Origin of the sequence: Blastococcus sp. TBT05-19 (assembly GCF_003319095.1) — a bacterium.
Taxonomy (GTDB): domain Bacteria; phylum Actinomycetota; class Actinomycetes; order Mycobacteriales; family Geodermatophilaceae; genus Blastococcus.
Window position 1 is genome coordinate 54,980 of the sequence record NZ_QOHI01000006.1, and the last position, 15,874, is coordinate 70,853.

General features: G+C 74.1%; 17 protein-coding genes. 8 read left to right on the plus strand and 9 right to left on the minus strand.

The features are described from left to right. Nucleotides 1-39 precede the first annotated feature (39 nt). Complete coding sequence (locus DQ244_RS15915) at nt 40-708, plus strand: GntR family transcriptional regulator (RefSeq protein ID WP_113812486.1); 669 nt, start codon at nt 40-42, stop codon at nt 706-708. Continuing rightward, a complete protein-coding gene (locus DQ244_RS15920) occupies nt 705-1,880 on the plus strand; it encodes an MFS transporter (RefSeq protein WP_233491636.1) in 1,176 nt (391 codons plus the stop codon). Before DQ244_RS15915 ends, DQ244_RS15920 begins: the two co-directional genes overlap by 4 nt. On the opposite strand, the gene DQ244_RS15925 is transcribed toward DQ244_RS15920, so the two are convergent. Genes DQ244_RS15925 through DQ244_RS15940 form a run of 4 tightly spaced genes read right to left on the minus strand, consistent with a single transcriptional unit; the run spans nt 1,877 to nt 5,131 of the window. Then, nucleotides 1,877-2,950, minus strand: coding sequence for an isocitrate/isopropylmalate dehydrogenase family protein (locus DQ244_RS15925; protein WP_113812672.1), 1,074 nt, complete (start codon nt 2,948-2,950; stop codon nt 1,877-1,879). The two genes, DQ244_RS15920 and DQ244_RS15925, sit on opposite strands and share 4 nt — an antisense overlap. 5 nt (nt 2,951-2,955) lie before the next feature. After that, nucleotides 2,956-4,368 carry an NAD-dependent succinate-semialdehyde dehydrogenase gene (locus DQ244_RS15930; RefSeq protein ID WP_113812487.1) on the minus strand — a complete coding sequence of 471 codons (1,413 nt, stop codon included), beginning with the start codon at nt 4,366-4,368 and terminating at the stop codon, nt 2,956-2,958. Then, nucleotides 4,365-4,823 carry a cupin domain-containing protein gene (locus DQ244_RS15935; RefSeq protein ID WP_113812488.1) on the minus strand — a complete coding sequence of 153 codons (459 nt, stop codon included), beginning with the start codon at nt 4,821-4,823 and terminating at the stop codon, nt 4,365-4,367. Before DQ244_RS15935 ends, DQ244_RS15930 begins: the two co-directional genes overlap by 4 nt. After that, the gene (locus DQ244_RS15940; protein ID WP_113812489.1) at nt 4,820-5,131 is read right to left on the minus strand and encodes a putative quinol monooxygenase; all 312 of its coding nucleotides are present in this window, start codon (nt 5,129-5,131) and stop codon (nt 4,820-4,822) included. The genes DQ244_RS15935 and DQ244_RS15940 overlap by 4 nt, the downstream gene beginning before the upstream one ends. A gap of 73 nt (nt 5,132-5,204) precedes the next feature. On the opposite strand from DQ244_RS15940, the gene DQ244_RS15945 reads away from it, so the two are divergent. Together DQ244_RS15945 and DQ244_RS15950 are read left to right on the plus strand one after the other, a co-directional pair. Continuing rightward, nucleotides 5,205-6,257, plus strand: coding sequence for an Ldh family oxidoreductase (locus tag DQ244_RS15945; protein ID WP_113812490.1), 1,053 nt, complete (start codon nt 5,205-5,207; stop codon nt 6,255-6,257). Further along, nucleotides 6,254-6,958 carry a GntR family transcriptional regulator gene (locus tag DQ244_RS15950; RefSeq protein WP_113812491.1) on the plus strand — a complete coding sequence of 235 codons (705 nt, stop codon included), beginning with the start codon at nt 6,254-6,256 and terminating at the stop codon, nt 6,956-6,958. The genes DQ244_RS15945 and DQ244_RS15950 overlap by 4 nt, the downstream gene beginning before the upstream one ends. A gap of 3 nt (nt 6,959-6,961) precedes the next feature. Here the strand turns inward: DQ244_RS15950 and DQ244_RS15955 are convergent, their stop codons facing one another. The 3 genes from DQ244_RS15955 to DQ244_RS15965 form a co-directional block, all read right to left on the minus strand. Next, nucleotides 6,962-7,354 (minus strand): universal stress protein, encoded by a 393-nt coding sequence (locus tag DQ244_RS15955; RefSeq protein WP_113812492.1) that lies wholly within the window; start codon nt 7,352-7,354, stop codon nt 6,962-6,964. A 70-nt stretch (nt 7,355-7,424) separates the two neighbouring features. Then, complete coding sequence (locus DQ244_RS15960) at nt 7,425-8,114, minus strand: response regulator (RefSeq protein WP_113812493.1); 690 nt, start codon at nt 8,112-8,114, stop codon at nt 7,425-7,427. Continuing rightward, nucleotides 8,111-9,712 (minus strand): sensor histidine kinase, encoded by a 1,602-nt coding sequence (locus tag DQ244_RS15965; RefSeq protein ID WP_113812494.1) that lies wholly within the window; start codon nt 9,710-9,712, stop codon nt 8,111-8,113. The genes DQ244_RS15960 and DQ244_RS15965 overlap by 4 nt, the downstream gene beginning before the upstream one ends. A 181-nt stretch (nt 9,713-9,893) precedes the next feature. On the opposite strand from DQ244_RS15965, the gene DQ244_RS15970 reads away from it, so the two are divergent. The 4 genes from DQ244_RS15970 (at nt 9,894) to DQ244_RS15985 (ending at nt 14,467) form a co-directional block, all read left to right on the plus strand. Beyond that, the gene (locus DQ244_RS15970; protein WP_113812495.1) at nt 9,894-10,898 is read left to right on the plus strand and encodes a tripartite tricarboxylate transporter substrate binding protein; all 1,005 of its coding nucleotides are present in this window, start codon (nt 9,894-9,896) and stop codon (nt 10,896-10,898) included. After that, nucleotides 10,895-11,410: a tripartite tricarboxylate transporter TctB family protein gene (locus DQ244_RS15975; protein ID WP_113812496.1), complete on the plus strand. Its 516-nt coding sequence runs from the start codon at nt 10,895-10,897 to the stop codon at nt 11,408-11,410. Before DQ244_RS15970 ends, DQ244_RS15975 begins: the two co-directional genes overlap by 4 nt. After that, complete coding sequence (locus DQ244_RS15980; protein WP_113812497.1) at nt 11,410-13,035, plus strand: tripartite tricarboxylate transporter permease; 1,626 nt, start codon at nt 11,410-11,412, stop codon at nt 13,033-13,035. Before DQ244_RS15975 ends, DQ244_RS15980 begins: the two co-directional genes overlap by 1 nt. A gap of 142 nt (nt 13,036-13,177) precedes the next feature. Beyond that, a complete protein-coding gene (locus DQ244_RS15985; protein ID WP_233491639.1) occupies nt 13,178-14,467 on the plus strand; it encodes a PP2C family protein-serine/threonine phosphatase in 1,290 nt (429 codons plus the stop codon). An 11-nt stretch (nt 14,468-14,478) separates the two neighbouring features. Here the strand turns inward: DQ244_RS15985 and DQ244_RS15990 are convergent, their stop codons facing one another. Continuing rightward, nucleotides 14,479-15,375, minus strand: coding sequence for an SDR family oxidoreductase (locus DQ244_RS15990; RefSeq protein WP_113812498.1), 897 nt, complete (start codon nt 15,373-15,375; stop codon nt 14,479-14,481). A gap of 81 nt (nt 15,376-15,456) precedes the next feature. Further along, on the minus strand, nt 15,457-15,846 hold the full coding sequence (locus DQ244_RS15995; RefSeq protein WP_113812499.1) for a hypothetical protein: 390 nt from the start codon (nt 15,844-15,846) through the stop codon (nt 15,457-15,459). Nucleotides 15,847-15,874: the final 28 nt, after the last annotated feature.

The window sequence follows — 15,874 nt, forward strand, 5'->3', positions numbered from 1 at the left end:
GCAGCTCCGTTATAGCCTATGACGGAGCGAGGGAGGCCGATGTCCGACGCGGAGTACGCGACCAAGAGCGACCTCGCCTACACGCGGGTGCGGGGGCTGATCCTCTCCGGTGAGCTCACGCCGGGCCAGGTGCTGCCGCAGGCGTCCCTGGCCCGCACCATCGGGATGAGCACCACTCCCCTGCGCGAGGCGCTGCGCCGGCTCAAGCAGGACGGCCTGGTCGAGCTCGACGCCCACCGGGACGCGCGGGTGCGCGCGCTGGACGCCGACGAGGCCCGCGACCTGCTGGAGCTGCGGCAGACCCTCGACCCGCTGGCCGCCTCCCTGGCCGCCGGTCGCCGCACCGACGACGACCTCACCGAGATCGCCGGGGCGCTCGACGGGCTCCGGCCGCTGAGCAGCTCGCCGTCGGTGCAGGAGCTGGAGAGCCACCACCGCTTCCACGCCGCCATCCACCGGGCCTCGCACAACGCCCTGCTGGTGCAGACCCTCGACGGGCTCTGGGTGAAGACCGACCGCTACCGGCGGCACGGGCTGGAGACCGACCGCGGCCCGGAGGAGCTCGAGGCCCGGGCCACCGAGCACCGGCTGCTCTACGAGGCCGTGCGGGACGGTGACGGCGAGGCCGCCGCCGAGCTGATGCGCCGGCACGTCGAGACCAGCCTGGCCGCGCGGTCGCTGGACCGGCTGGCCGAGCCCTCCCCGTGACGACCCCCGCGCGCCGGATGCTCGGCGTGCTCCTGCTGCACTCCGCGCTCACCCAGGTGGTCACGTTCGTGCTGCGGCCGACGTCGGCGTACCGGGCGCTGGAGCTCGACGTGCCGACCGCCTGGCTCGGCGCCCTCACCGCCTCCTTCGCCGTCGTCCCGCTGCTGCTGGCCGTGCCCTCGGGCCAGGCCACCGACCGGTTCGGCGAGCGCCGCGTGATGCTGGTCGGCGCGGTGCTCCTCGCGCTCTCCGGCGTCGTCTTCGCCAGCGGCCGGGGCGGTGCCGCCGGGCTCGTGCTCGGCAGCGTGGTGCTGGGCACCGGTCACCTGCTGTCGGTCGTCGGGCAGCAGGCCGCCGTCGCCAACACCGCCGGCCCCGGCCGGTTCGACACCGCGTTCGGGCACTACACGTTCGCGGCGTCGCTCGGGCAGGCCCTCGGCCCGGCGCTCATCACGCTCATCGGCGGACGCGGCGCGCTGCCCGACACCACCCCGATCTTCTGGACGGCGGCCGGCCTGGGCGCCGTCCTGCTGGGCTGCACGGTCCTCCTGCGGTTCCCGGAGCGGGCCGGTGCCGGCGGCGCCGCGGAGACCGGCGGCATGGGCACGCTGCTGCGCCTGCCGGGGCTGGTGCGCGCGCTGCTGATCAGCTGCGTGGTGCTGTCCGCCGTCGACATCACGCTGGTCTACCTGCCGGCGCTCGGTGCCGACCGCGGGCTCGCCGCGGGCTTCGTCGGCCTTCTCCTCACCCTGCGTGCCGTGGCGTCGATGACCTCGCGCCTGTTCCTCGGCCGGCTCGTCGCCCTCGTGGGGCGGCGCCGGCTGATGATCGCCAGCGTCGCCCTGTCCGCGGCCTCGATGGCGGTCGTCGCCGTGCCGATGCCGGCGGTCGCCATGGCGGCGGTGGTGCTCCTCCTCGGCCTCGGGCTCGGCGTCGGCCAGCCGCTCACGATGTCCTGGCTGGCCGAGGTCGCCCCACCCGGTCTCCGCGGCCGGGCCATGTCGCTGCGGCTCACCGGCAACCGGCTGGGCCAGGTGCTCATCCCGAGCACCGTCGGCCTCGTCGCCGCCGGGGTGGGGGCCGCCGGGGTGCTGTGGGCGACCGCCGCCGCGCTCGCCGTGGTCGGGGTCGCCGCCCGCCGCCTGGCCGTGGACGGCGGGCCGACCACCTAGCCGGCGGCGACCCGCTCGACGACGGCGTCGGTGAACGCGTCGGTCGAGGCGCTGCCGCCGAGGTCGCGGGTGCTCACACCGCCGCGCACGGCAGCCCGGACGCCGTCCTCGAGCCGCACCGCGGCCTCGGTCAGGCGCGGGTCGTCGTGCCGGGTGCCGAGCCAGTCGAGCAGCATCCCCGAGGACAGGACCATGGCGATCGGGTTCGCCAGCCCCTTCCCGGCGATGTCGGGCGCCGAGCCGTGGGCGGCCTGGGCCATGCACCGGTCGTCCGAGGCGTTGATCGACGGCGCGATGCCCAGCGAGCCGGCCAGCTCGCCGGTCATGTCGCTGAGGATGTCGCCGAACATGTTCTCCGCGACCAGGACGTCGAAGTCCGCCGCCCGGCGCAGCAGGTGCACGGTCATGGCGTCGATGTGGAAGTCGTCCACCGCCACCTCGGGATAGTCCCGGGCGATCTCCAGGCAGACCCGCTTGAACAGCCCGGAGCTCAGCTGCAGCACGTTGGCCTTGTGCACGACGGTGAGCTTCTTCCGCCGCCGCATCGCCAGCTCGAACGCCGTCCGCGCGATCCGCTCGACCGCGGGCCGGGTGAAGATCCCCAGGCAGACGGCGACGTCCGGCGTCGGCATGTACTCGCCGGTGCCGGCGAAGGTGTTGCGGTCGGCGTAGAAGCCCTCGGTGTTCTCCCGCACCATCACCAGGTCCGTCCGCGGCGCGATCGCGCGCCCGCCCTCGAAGGCCCGGGCCGGTCGGATGTTCGCGTAGAGGTCGAAGTGTTTGCGCAGCGCACCGCTCGGGTTGAGCTGCGAGCGGTAGGGCTCCGGGTAGGCGGCGCTGTCGTGCGGGCCGAGCAACCAGCCGTCGAGACCGGCGAGCGCTTCGAGGGTGGTGGCCGGGAGCGCGCTGCCGTGCTCCTCGATGGCCGAGGCGCCCAGCGGCAGTTCCTCCCACTCGACCGGTGCGGCACCCGCGGCGGCGAGAGCGGCGTCGACGACGCGCACCGAGGCGGGCACGATCTCCGGCCCGATGCCGTCACCGAGCAGGACTCCGAGGCGGTAGGTCGTCATGGCGCTCACTCCGATGCGGGTGCGGTGGGGGCGGGCTCGTCGAGGACCCACCAGGTGCGGACGTCGACGAACTCGCGGATGCCCGCGGCGGCCAGCTCGCGGCCGTAGCCGCTGGCCCGCGTGCCGCCGAAGGGCAGGCGTGCGTCCGAGGCGACCAGGGCGTTGACGAAGGCCGCGCCCGAACGGATCCGGCGGGCGACGGCGATCCCGCGCTCGGGGTCCGTCGTCCAGACGCTGGTGCCCAGGCCGAACCGGGTGTCGTTCGCGATGCGGACCGCGTCGTCCTCGCCGTCGGCCACGATCACCGCGGCCACCGGTCCGAAGATCTCCTCGTCGTAGGCGGCCTGGCCCGGAGCGACGTCGGCCAGGACGGTCGGCGCGTAGAACGTGCCCGGACCGTCGAGCGGCCGGCCGCCGGTGAGCAGCCGGGCACCGGCTTCCATCGACGCCTCGACCTGGGCGTGCACCCCGTCGCGGAGGTCGGCGCGGGCCATCGGCCCGACCTGCGTCGCGGGTTCCTCCGGGTCGCCGACCACCAGCGCCTCGACCTCGGCCACGAGCAGCCGGGTGAACTCCTCGGCGATGCTCGCGTCGACGACCAGCCGCTTCGGCGAGATGCAGCTCTGCCCGGCGTTCATCAGCCGGCCGCGCGCCGCCAGGGCGGCCACGCGGGGCAGGTCGGCGTCGGCCAGGACGACGAACGCGTCGGAGCCGCCGAGCTCCAGCACCGACTTCTTGATCGCGTCGCCGGCGGCCGCGCCGATCGCGCGGCCCGCCCGCTCGCTGCCGGTGAGGGTCACCGCGCCGATGCGCGGGTCGGCGATCAGCCGCCGGGTGACGGCCGGGACGTCGGGCTCGGCGACGACCAGCGCACCGAACAGGCCCTCGGGCGCGCCGGCTGCGGTCACGATGCGCTCCACCGCGAGGGCGCAGCCGGTCGTGTTCGGCGAGTGCTTGAGCAGCGCGCCGTTGCCGGCCATGAGCGCCGGTGCGGCGAAGCGCAGCACCTGCCAGAGCGGGAAGTTCCACGGCATGACCGCCAGCACGACGCCGACCGGCTCGTAGGAGATCCAGCTGCGGTCGGCGGAGGTCTCGACCGGCTCGTCGGCGAGGAAGGCCGCAGCGTTGTCGGCGTAGTAGTCGCAGGTGGTCGCGCACTTCTCGACCTCGGCCCGCGCCTCGGTCAGCGGCTTGCCCATCTCGCGCGTGACGAGCAGGGCGAGCTCCTCGACCTCGGCCCGCAGGATCGCCGCCACGCGGCGCAGCACGGCCGCGCGCTCCGCGAGCGGCAGCGCGGCCCACTCCTGCTGCGCCGCGGCCGCGCGGTCCAGCGCCCCGTCGACCTCGGCGTCGGACAAGGCGGGGTGCTCGGCCAGGCGCTCCCCCGTCGCCGGGTTCAGCGTGATGACGGCGCTCATGCCTTGCCCGCGCTGTCGCTCGGGCGCGCGGGTCCGGCGCCACGGTCCTTGTCCGAGAGGTGCTCGAACGTCTCGCCGGTCGCGGTGACCGTGCGGGTGACGTCACGCCCCCCGTAGACCCAGTAGATGGTCATCTGGCCCTCGCCGCGGTTGCGGAAGCAGTGCGGGACCCCGGCCGGCACCCAGGTGGCCTGGCCGGCCACCAGATCGAACTCGTCGTCGCCGATGACGGCGGTGGCCTCGCCCTCGAACACGAGGACGGTCTCCTCGACGTTGTGCGAGTGCAGCGGGATACCGGTGCCCGGCGAGAAGACGGTCATCCCGGTGGTGACCCGGTTCTCCGCGCAGTTCCACTTCCCGACGAACGGGACGGTGACGACGCCGTTGCCGCGGTCGAAGCGCTCTATCTCCTCGGGTCGCAGGACCATGGACGGCGGGACGGGCGCGGCGCTCATCGACCGGCCTCCGCGGCGTGCGAGACCAGCAGCGCGCCGGGGGTGTTGACCTGCCCTTCGAGCACGTCGGCCGCGATGGTCCGCCACTGCGCGAAGTGCGGCGCCTGCTTGTGCGCCTCGAACGCCGCGGCGTCGGTGTAGAGCTCGTAGAGCAGGAACCGGTGCTCGTCGCCGTCCACCGCGCAGACGTCGAACCGCAGGCACCCCGGCTCGTCGCGCACCGAGGCCTCCGCATTGGCCGTGATCCCCTCGAGGAACTCCGCCCGCTTCCCCTGCCGGACCTGCATCTGCACCACCAGGCTGAACATGTGCGCCTCCCTCTCGAACCGCTTGTATACAAGTTGTATACAGTACCGGCGGCCGAGGGGAAGAGGGCGCGAGATGACCGCACGGATCGATCCGCAGGACCTGCGCACGTTCGGCACCCGCGTGCTCGCGGCCCTCGGCGTGCCCGAGACGGACGGCGCCCTGGTGGCCGACAGCCTGGTGCAGGCCGACCTGTGGGGGCACCAGTCGCACGGCTTCCTCCGACTGCCCTGGTACGCCGCCCGGCTGCGCTCCGGCGCCATGCGCGCGGTCACCGACCCCGCGGTCCTCTCCGACACCGGGCCCCTGCTGCTGCTCGACGGGCGCGACGGGATCGGCCAGGTGCTCGCCGACCGGGCCCGCGCCCTGGCCACCGAACGGGCCCGCGCGCACGGCGTCGGCGTCGTCGGCGTGCGCAACTCCAACCACTTCGGCACGGCCATGTACTTCACCCGCCGGGCCGCCCGCGACGGCTTCGTCTCGCTCCTCACCACCAACGCCAGCCCCGCGATGGCGCCGTGGGGCGGGCGGGAGAAGGTGCTCGGCACCAACCCGTGGTCGATCGCCGCGCCGGCCCCGGACGGGGGCGTCGTCGCCGTCGACATCGCCAACACCGCGGTGGCGCGGGGCAAGATCTACCTGGCGAAGAACCGCGGCGAGGCGATCCCGGAGAACTGGGCGCTCACCGCCGACGGCGCGCCGACGACCGATCCGGCGGAAGGGGTGCTCGGCGTGATCCTGCCGATGGCCGGCCACAAGGGGTACGCCATCACGTTCCTCGTGGACGTGCTCTCCGGCGCGCTCACCGGCAGCGCCGTCGGCACCGGCGTGCACGGGCCCTACGAGGCGGAGGCCCGCAGCGGCTGCGGGCACCTGTTCCTCGCCCTCGACCCGGCCGCGTTCGGCGACCCCACCGGGTACGAGGAGCGGGTCCGGCAGCTGGTCGACGAGGTGAAGGGCGTACCGCTCGCCCAGGGCTTCGACGAGGTGTTCGTCCCCGGCGAGGTCGAGGACCGCGCCGAGGCGGCCGCGCTGGCGGCCGGCGGGATCGAGCTGGCCGAGGGCTCCCTGGCGGAGCTGCGGGAGCTCGCGGACTCGACCGGCGTCCCCTTCGAGGCGCTCGGGTGACCGGCCCCGCGAGCGGCGAGGCCAGCAAGGCCGACCTCGTGCACCGGCAGCTCAAGGAGGAGATCGAGCTCGGCGAGCTGGCCCCCGGGACCCCGCTGTCCGAGCTCTGGCTGGTCGAGCGCACCGGTGCCTCGCGCACGCCGGTCCGCGAGGCGCTGCGCCGGCTGGCCGCCGAGGGGCTGGTCGACCTGGTGCCGCGCCAGGGCGCGCGGGTGTCGCGGGTGTCGCTGCAGAGCGTCCGCGACCTGTTCGACTTCCGCTCGCTGCTGGAGCCGGCCGCCATCCGGCAGGCCACCGAGGCCGCGACGGGGGACCCCGAGCTGCGGCGGGTGTTCGCCACCATGCGCAGCGAGTTCGCCCGCACCGTCCGCCGGGTCCCGTCGCAGGCCCGGTCGCGGGCGTTCTACGAGCTGGCCGACCGGTTCGACTGGGCGATCATCGGCGCCACCCGCAACGAGCACCTGCGACGCACCATCTCCGAGCTGCGGCCGCACACCGCGCGGCTGCGCAACCTCTCCCACGTCGACCCGCAGCGGGTCGAGGTGTCGGTCGCCGAGCACCTGCGGATGTGCGACGCACTGCTGGCCGGCGACGCCGACGAGGCCGCGGCCGCGATGGCCGAGCACCTGGCCCAGAGCCTGGCCACGATCTTCCGCAACCTCGCCCGGGGGCCGGCCGAGGGCCTGGACCTGCTGGGCTGAGCCCTACTGGGCCTTGACCGCCAGCACCGGGCAGTTCGCGTCGAGCAGGATGCGCTGCGCCTGGCTGCCGGTGATGAGCTTGCCGGTCGGCGTGCGCCGGCGCAGTCCGATGACGATGAGGCTCGCCTTGACCCGGTCGGCTGCGTCCACGACCTCCTCGGCGGCCTCGTGGCCGCGCACCTGCTGCTCGATCTCGTAGACGACGCCGGTGCCGTCGAGCCGCTCGCGCAGCTGCGCCAGCCGGTCCTCCGACACGTACCGGCTGTCGACGAAGGCGTCGCCGCGCGAGCTGTTGACGACGTGCAGCGGCTCCTCGCGGCGCTGCGCCTCGGTCACGGCAGCGGTGAGGGCGGCCTCGCCCTCGGGGGTCGGCACGTAGCCCACGACGATCGTCATGCGGGCAGCCTCGCCGATGGCTCCTCGACCGTCAGCATTGCGCGCCTAACGGTCGTATCGGTCCTTGCGGTCACCGGGACGCGGTCCGGAGGGTGAACCGTCGCTCCGGGCGCCCGGCCGTGCCGTACCGCTGCCGCACGTCGGCCTGCTCCTGCGCGACCAGCTGCTCCAGGTAGCGCCGCGCGCTCACCCGGGCCAGGCCGGTCCGCTCGCTGCACTCCGAGGCGGAGAGCCCGTCGCCGGCCGCCGCCGCGAGCGCCTCGCGGACCAGCTCGAGGGTCTGCGGGGTGATGCCCTTGGGGGTCGCCACCGGTGCCGGTGCGCTGCCGCGGACGCCCGCGAACACCCGGTCGACGTCGCGCTGCCCGGCGACGTCCAGCTCGGCCAGCTCGCCGCGCAGGGCGGCGTACTGCCGCAGCCGGTCCTCGAAGGTCCGCCGGTCGAACGGCTTGACCAGGTAGTGCAGGACCCCGCCGTGCAGGGCGCTGCGGATGCTGTCGACGTCGCGGGCGGCGCTGATCACCACGACGTCGGCCGTCGAGCCCTCCGCCCGCAACCGGCGCAGCACCTCCAGCCCGGTCATGTCGGGGAGGTAGATGTCGAGGAGGACCAGGTCGGGCCGCAGCCGCCCCACCGCGGAGAGCGCCTCCGAGCCGCTGGCGGCGGTGCCGACCACCTCGAAGCCGTCGAGCGCGGCCACGAAGGCCGAGTGCACCTTCGCCACCATGAAGTCGTCGTCGACGATCAGGACGCCGATCACGAGCTCACCAGCGCCGGATCGGCGGGCATGCGCGCCACGAACGTGGAGGCGCCCTGCGAGGAGACGGTCACGTCCCCGCCGCGGCGCGTGCAGAGCAGGTGCACCAGCGACAGGCCGATCCCGTGCTCGCCCGCGGACCCCTGGCCGGCGACGGCGCCCTTGGTGGAGACCCCGCGCCGGAACACCTCGCGCTCCATCCCCGCCGGCACACCGGGCCCCGAGTCGCGCACGACCACCTCCACCTCTCCGTCGACCAGTCCCAGCGACACCTCGACCCACCGCTGCGGGGCGGCCGACGCCGCGTCCAGCGCGTTGTCCACCAGGTTCCCGACGACCGTGGCGACGTCGGTGCTCAGCTCGCCCGGGAGCACCGGGAGCGACGAGTCGGGGGCCACGCGCAGGTCCACGCCCAGCTCGTCGGCCTGGCTGCCCTTGGCGATGAGCAGGGCGGCGATCGAGGGGTCGCGCACCGCGGAGGTGACGTGGGCGGTGAACTCCGAGCGGCTGGAGCTCACCCGGTGCACGAACCGCACCGCCTCGTCGGCCTCCCCGATCTCGATGAGGCCCGCGATGGTGTGCAGCCGGTTGCTGAACTCGTGCGCCTGCGCCCGGAGGGTGTCGGTGACGTGCCGGGTGAGGTCCAGCTCGCGGCGCAGCTCCAGCAGCTCGGTGCGGTCGCGCAGCGTCGTCACCGACCCGATCGGCCGGCCGCGGCTGGCGATCGGCAGCCGGTTGACGACCAGCACCCGCCCGGCGCTGGCGACGGCGCGGTCGCGCTCCACGTCGCCGGAGAGGAAGGCGTCGAGCAGCTCCTCCCCCACGCCCAGCTCGGCGAGCGTGCGGCCCAGCGCGTCACCGGGGATGCGCAGCAGCCGGATCGCCTCGTCGTTGATGAGCGTGACGCGCCCGCGCAGGTCCAGTCCGACGACGCCCTCGCGGATGCCGTGCAGCATCGCGTCCCTGTGCTCCACCAGCCCGGTGATCTCCGCCGGCTCCAGGCCGAGCGTCTGCCGCTTCACCCGCCTCGCCACCAGCAGCGACCCGCCGACGCCGAGCACGCTGGCCAGCCCGAGGTAGGTGAGCAGGTTCGGCGCGGCCTCCTCGAGCCCCTCGATCACGCCGGGGTAGCTGCGCTGCACCGCGACGAAGCCGATCACGTCGTCGTCGCGCGGGACCAGGATGGGCGCCATCGCGACGGCTGCCCGGCCACCGCCCACCTCGGTGTCCCCGAGCCACGACCGGCCCTCCAGCACGGTGCTGCCCCCGAGGTCGTACCGGCTGTCGATCTCCCCCGGGACCGCGCTGGCCACGATGGTGCGGTCGGCGAGCGCCACCACCACCGAGTCCGACCCCGAGACGCTGCGCGCGCTCTCCGCGGCCACCCGGACGTAGATCGGCTGGTCCTCCAGCAGCGCCTCCCGCGTGGAACCGGCGTTGGCCAGCGTCTCCGCGATCGCCTGCGCCCGCCGTCCCTCGACGTCCTCGGCGCGCTCGGTCGACTGCGCCACGGAGATCGCGGCGACGCCGACCAGCACCACGCAGATGATGACCACCTGCAGGGCCAGCAGCTGGCCGGCCAGCGAGAGCCGCCGCGACACGGTGCCTCCTGAGGGGGTCGACGGGGAGCGAGGGCGCCCAGCAGAGCACGGTCCGAGGGGCCCCGGAGCGTGGACACAAGGAACACAAAGCTCAATGCGCACTCAAGGGTGACACGGGTCACCGGCGCGACGATCTTCCCTGTCACGAGGTGGTCATCCACCCCAGACCCAGGAGGACAAGATGCGCACTGCTTCCGTGCGGAAGCTCACCGTCGGCGCCCTCGCCGCGGGGCTCGTGCTCACCGGCTGCGGCACCACGGCCGACGGCGGCTCGGCGTCCGGCGGCGGCGCCGACGGCCCGATCAGCGGCCTGCGGCTGCTGGTCCCGAACTCCCCCGGCAGCGGCTACGACACCACCGGTCGCGCCGTCGCCCAGGTGATGGAGGACGAGGAGCTGGCGTCGGGCATCGAGGTCTTCAACCTGGAGGGCGCCGGCGGCACCGTCGGTCTCCAGCGGCTCGTGAACGAGGACGGCAACGCCAAGATGCTCATGCAGATGGGCCTCGGCGTCGTCGGCGCGCAGTTCAGCAACCAGTCCGAGGCGACCCTCGACCAGACCACTCCGATCGCCAAGCTGATCGAGGAGGCCGAGGCGATCGTCGTCCCCGGCGACTCCCCGTTCCAGTCGATCGACGACCTGGTGGCGGCGTGGAAGGCCGACCCGGGCGGCACCCCGGTCGGCGGCGCCTCCAACCCCGGTGGCCCCGACCACCTGACCCCGATGCTGCTCGCGCAGGAGACCGGCGTCGACCCGACCGAGGTCAACTACGTGTCCTACGACGGCGGCGGCGAGCTGCTCGCCGGGATCCTCGGCGGCGACGTCGCGTTCGCGGCGACCGGCGTCGGCGAGGTCACCGAGGCCGCCGAGGCCGGGGACGTCCGCATCCTGGCGGTCACCAGCGAGGAGGCCGTGGAGGGCGTCGACGCCCCCACGCTCACCGACGAGGGCATCGACCTGGTCTTCGCCAACTGGCGCGGCATCGTGGCGGCCCCGGGGATCTCCGACGACGAGAAGCAGGCCTTCGTCGACGCGGTCACCGAGATGCACGACAGCGAGGCGTGGCAGCAGGTGCTCGAGGACCAGGGCTGGACCGACGCCTTCGTCGTCGGTGACGACTTCTCCTCGTTCCTCTCCGAGGAGAGCGACCGCGTCGAGCAGGTCATGAGCGAGCTGGGCCTGGCATGAGCTCTGCCGCTCCCGGCGGCACGACGACGGAACAGGGCCGCTCCGAGTACGGGGTGGCCCTGTTCCTCGCAGCCCTCGGTGTCCTCGTCATCGTGCAGGCGCTCCTCATCCCGGAGAGCCGGATCGCCCGTGGGCCGGTCGGCCCGGCCACGGTGCCCCTCGTCGTGGGCGGCCTGCTGGTCGTCGTCGCCGGTTTCCTCGCCCTCGACGTGTTCCGCGGTGGTCGCGGCGAGCCGGAGGCCGGCGAGGACGTCGAGCTCACCGGCAGCAGCGACTGGCGCACGGTCCTCCTGCTGGCCGTCGCCTTCATCGCCAACGCGCTGCTGATCGAGTCGATGGGCTGGTGGTTCTCCGGCGCCGTGCTCTTCTGGGGAGCGGCGTTCGCCCTCGGGAGCCGGCACTACGTGCGCGACGCGCTCATCGCCTTCGCGCTCTCGTTCGGCTCGTTCTACCTGTTCGCCCTCGGGCTCGGCGTCGTGCTGCCCCCCGGCATCCTGGACGGGATCCTCTGATGGACGCCTTCACCGAGCTGATCGGCGGGTTCGGCACCGCGCTGACCCCCACGAACCTGCTGTACGCCTTCATCGGCGTGCTCCTGGGCACCGCGATCGGCGTGCTCCCCGGCATCGGGCCGGCCATGACGGTCGCGCTGCTGCTGCCGCTCACCCGCGGCCTGGACGTCACCGGCGCGCTGATCATGTTCGCCGGCATCTACTACGGCGGCATGTACGGCGGGTCGACGACGTCGATCCTGCTCAACACCCCCGGTGAGAGCGCCTCGGTGGTCACCGCCATCGAGGGCAACAGGATGGCGAAGTCGGGCCGTGCCGCCCAGGCGCTGGCGACCGCGGCCATCGGCTCGTTCGTCGCCGGCACCATCGCCACGCTGCTGCTCGCCCTCGTGGCGCCCACGGTCGCCGACCTGGCGGTCGAGGTCTCCCCCGCCGACACCTTCGCGATCATGGTGCTGGCCTTCATCGCCGTGACCTCGGTGCTCGGCAGCTCCCGCATCCGCGGTCTCGCCGCGCTCGGCATCGGGCTGACCATCGGTCTCATCGGCATCGACCCGACCTCCGGGCAGCAGCGCTTCACCTTCGGCATCGGCGAGCTCGCCGAGGGCATCGACGTCGTCGTCGTCGCGGTGGGCCTGTTCGCGGTCGGCGAGTCGCTGTGGACCGCGGCGCACCTGCGCCGCAAGCCGATCGACGTCATCCCGGTGGGCAGCCCGCGGATGAGCCGCAAGGACTTCCGCCGCTCCTGGAAGCCGTGGCTGCGCGGAACCGCCATCGGCTTCCCGTTCGGCGCCGTCCCCGCCGGCGGCGCGGAGATCCCGACGTTCCTCTCCTACGTCACCGAGAAGCGGCTCTCCGAGCACCCCGAGGAGTTCGGCAAGGGCGCCATCGAGGGCGTGGCCGGCCCGGAGGCGACCAACAACGCCTCCGCCGCCGGTGGTCTGGTGCCGCTGCTGACCCTCGGCATCCCGACGACGGCCACCGCCGCGGTCATGCTGGCCGCGATCCAGAGCTACGGCATCGAGCCGGGCCCGCAGCTGTTCGACAACGAGCCCGAGCTGGTCTGGGGGCTGATCGCCAGCCTCTTCATCGGCAACGCGGTGCTGCTGCTGCTCAACCTGCCGCTGGCCCCGGTGTGGGCGAAGCTCCTGCGGATCCCCCGCTCGTACCTGTACGCCGGGATCCTCTTCTTCTCCAGCCTCGGCGCGTACGCGGCCAACGCCAACACCTTCGACCTGTTCCTGCTGCTGGCCATCGGTGCGCTCGGCTTCATGATGCGCCGCTACGGCCTGCCGATCCTGCCGGCGATCATCGGCGTCATCCTCGGCCCGTTCGCGGAGCAGGAGATGCGCCAGGCGCTGCAGATCAGCAACGGCGACCTCGGCGGGCTGATCGACCCGATGTCCGTGGTCGTCTACGCGATCGTCGCGCTGATCCTGCTGTGGCCGCTGGTCCGGCGGTTCGTCCCGCGGAAGGTGGTCCCCAGCGTGCTGGAAGAGGCCACGCACGAGATCGAGGAGGCCCACTCCCACCACGGCCTCACCGACTCCGTGTCGGTCTCCGGGACGACCGAGGCCCGGCGGCGGTTCGACCGTGCGAACGACACCGAGGCCGGCGACGGCTGACCGCACCGCACCGACCGGGGCCCCGCGTCCCCGTCCGCGCCGCTCCACCGGCGCCGGACGGGAGCGCGGGGCCCTCGTCCGTCGGGGGCCGTGGAGGGGCCGGTCACGTTTGCCCGCTCCCCGCACCGACAATCCCCCCTGGGTGCCAGGCGAGCAGACCCCCGAGGCCGAGCAGGCCCCCACGATCGGCTTCCGCGACGGCAGCTCCGACGTCCGCGAGCAGAGCCTCGGCGAGCGGGTCATGGGCTCGCTGCTGGACCGCGCCCACCTCATCCCACCCCGGCTGGTGGGCCCGCTGGTGGCGCAGGAGCTGGCGGCCATCGGGTGCCGGAGGGTCGCCATCCACCTGCAGGACGTCGAGCAGCAGTCGCTGCGCCCGCTGCGCGGCGAGGGGCTCGAGGCCGAGGTCCTGCCGACCGACGAGAGCGCGGCCGGGCGGGCGTTCGCCACCGACAGGCTGGTCGAGGTCGAGGACGGCGACGGCGTCCGGCTGCACCTGCCGATGCTCGACGGCTCCGACCGGGTCGGCGTCCTCTCCTTCACCCTGGACCGGCTGAACGAGCACGACCGGCGGCTGGCGCAACGGCTGGCGGGGCTGGTCGCCGACCTGGTCGTCACCAAGTCCGCCTACACCGACACCTTCACCCGCGTGCGCACGACGAAGCCGATGAGCCTCGCCGCGCACCTGCAGTGGAACACCCTGCCGCCGCTGTCGATGACCACGCCGGAGGTGGAGCTCGCCGGGATCCTCGAACCGGCCTACGAGGTCGGTGGCGACTGCTTCGACTTCGCCTACGACGAGCACGTCCTGCACCTGGCCGTCTTCGACGCGATGGGTCACGGCCTCGAGGCGGCCACCATGTCGACGGTCGTCGTCGCCGCCTACCGGCACGGCCGGCACGCCGACGCCGACCTCGGCCGGTTGTGCCGCGACATGGACGAGGTGATGGCGACCGCTTTCCCCGGTCGCTTCGCCACCGCGCACCTGGGCCGGCTGGACACCACCACCGGTGTCCTCAGCTACATCAACGCCGGGCACCCCGCCGCGCTCCTGGTCCGCGACGCACGCGTGATCGAGGAGCTGCCCGGCCCGACCACCCGCCCGCTGGGGCTGGGCGAGGGCGAACCGGACGTCCGGACCGTCCAGCTGGAGCCCGGCGACCGGGTGCTCTTCTTCACCGACGGCGTCGTCGAGGAACGCTTCGACGACGGCGAGCAGTTCGGCGAGGAGCGGCTGCGCGAGCTGATCGAGCAGACGACCGCCGAGCAGCTGAAGGTCGCCGAGACCGTCCGGCGCCTCTCCCACGCGCTGATGGCCGCCCGCCGCGGCCGCACCACCGACGACGCCTCGCTGCTCGTGGTCGAGTGGAAGCAGCCCCCGCACGACGACGAGCTCTCGCCGTCCATCCCGGAGGCCACTCCCACCGGCTGAGCGTGCCGGGCTCAGATGCTGCGCCAGCGCCCCTCGGTGGCGTTGCCCGCGGGCCTGGACTCGAAGACGTTGCCCTCCGTGGGCCCGACCTGGTCGTCGGCCAGCGCCAGCCGCTGCAGGAGCGGTCCGACCAGCAGGTCGTAGACGCCGGGCAGCAGCCGGAACCCGGCGGTGATCACCGGGTTGAAGATCCCGGCCTGGACGACCCGCACCGGGGTGTCCAGGGTGGAGAGGACCCGGCGGGCCACGCGCTGCGGCGAGTAGACCGGCGGCGGCGGGCGGCCGGTGCTGCCGGCCCAGGACGCGCCCTGCATGTAGATCGGGGTGTCCACTCCCCCGGGCTGGACGATCGACACCGAGATGCCGGGGACGTCGCGCACCTCCAGCTGCAGCGTCCGCGCCAGGCCCAGCTGCCCCCACTTGGCCGCGACGTAGCTGCCCATGAGCGGCGTCGCGACGTTGCCCAGCAGCGAGTTCACGATGGCCAGGTGGCCCGCGCCCTGGCGGCGGAAGACCGGCAGCACGTGCCGGGCCACGTTCGCGGTCCCGTGCACGGCGGTGTCCACGACCCGCTCGTACACGTCCTTGGGCACGTCCTCGACCTTGCCGTAGGCCATCACCTGCGCGGCGTGGACAACGGTGTCGAGCCGGCCGAACCGCTCCACGGTGGACCGGACCACGGCGGCGATGCCGTCGTCGTCCAGCACGTCGGCGGGGCACACCACGACGTCGGCCGCGCCGGCGGCGCGCACCTCGGTGGCCGCCTCCTCCAGCGACTCCCGCCCGCGCGCGACGAGCACCACCCGGGCGCCCCGCTCACCGAGCTGGACGGCGGTCGCGCGGCCGATGCCGCTGGACGCGCCGGTGACCAGCGCGGTGATGGGTCCGGATCCCTCGGGTAACGGCACGGGCTCTCCTCGCCAGTGGGGGCGGACGGCGTCGTCGACTCCGTCCGGTGTCCGGGGTGCGCTACCCGGTGCTCCGCGGGATCACGCGTCCAGCCGCTCCCGCAGCCAGCCCGGACCGGCGCAGCGCACCCCGTCCGGCAACCGCGTCCGGAGCCCGCGGTCGGCGGTCACCACGAGCACCTGCTCCCCCGCGGCGGTCAGCTCGACGACGGCGGCGACCAGCGCGTCGTCCCCGCTGCCGGGCGCGCGCACCAGCCTGACGCCGTCGGGCGCCGGCACGTCCCGGGCGGCGCCCTCCACGACCGCGACCGGAGCGCCGAGCTCGAGCACCCCGCCGTCGGGGCCGGGCACCTCGGCGGGGAGCGCGGCCAGCCGCCCGAGCAGCCGGGTGGCCGCACCGGCCCGGTCCCGCCACCACCCGTCCGGGCGCGCTCCCACGACGTTGGCCAGGTCCACCACCAGCACGGTCACGCGTTCACCCTTCCCGGCACGTCCGGGC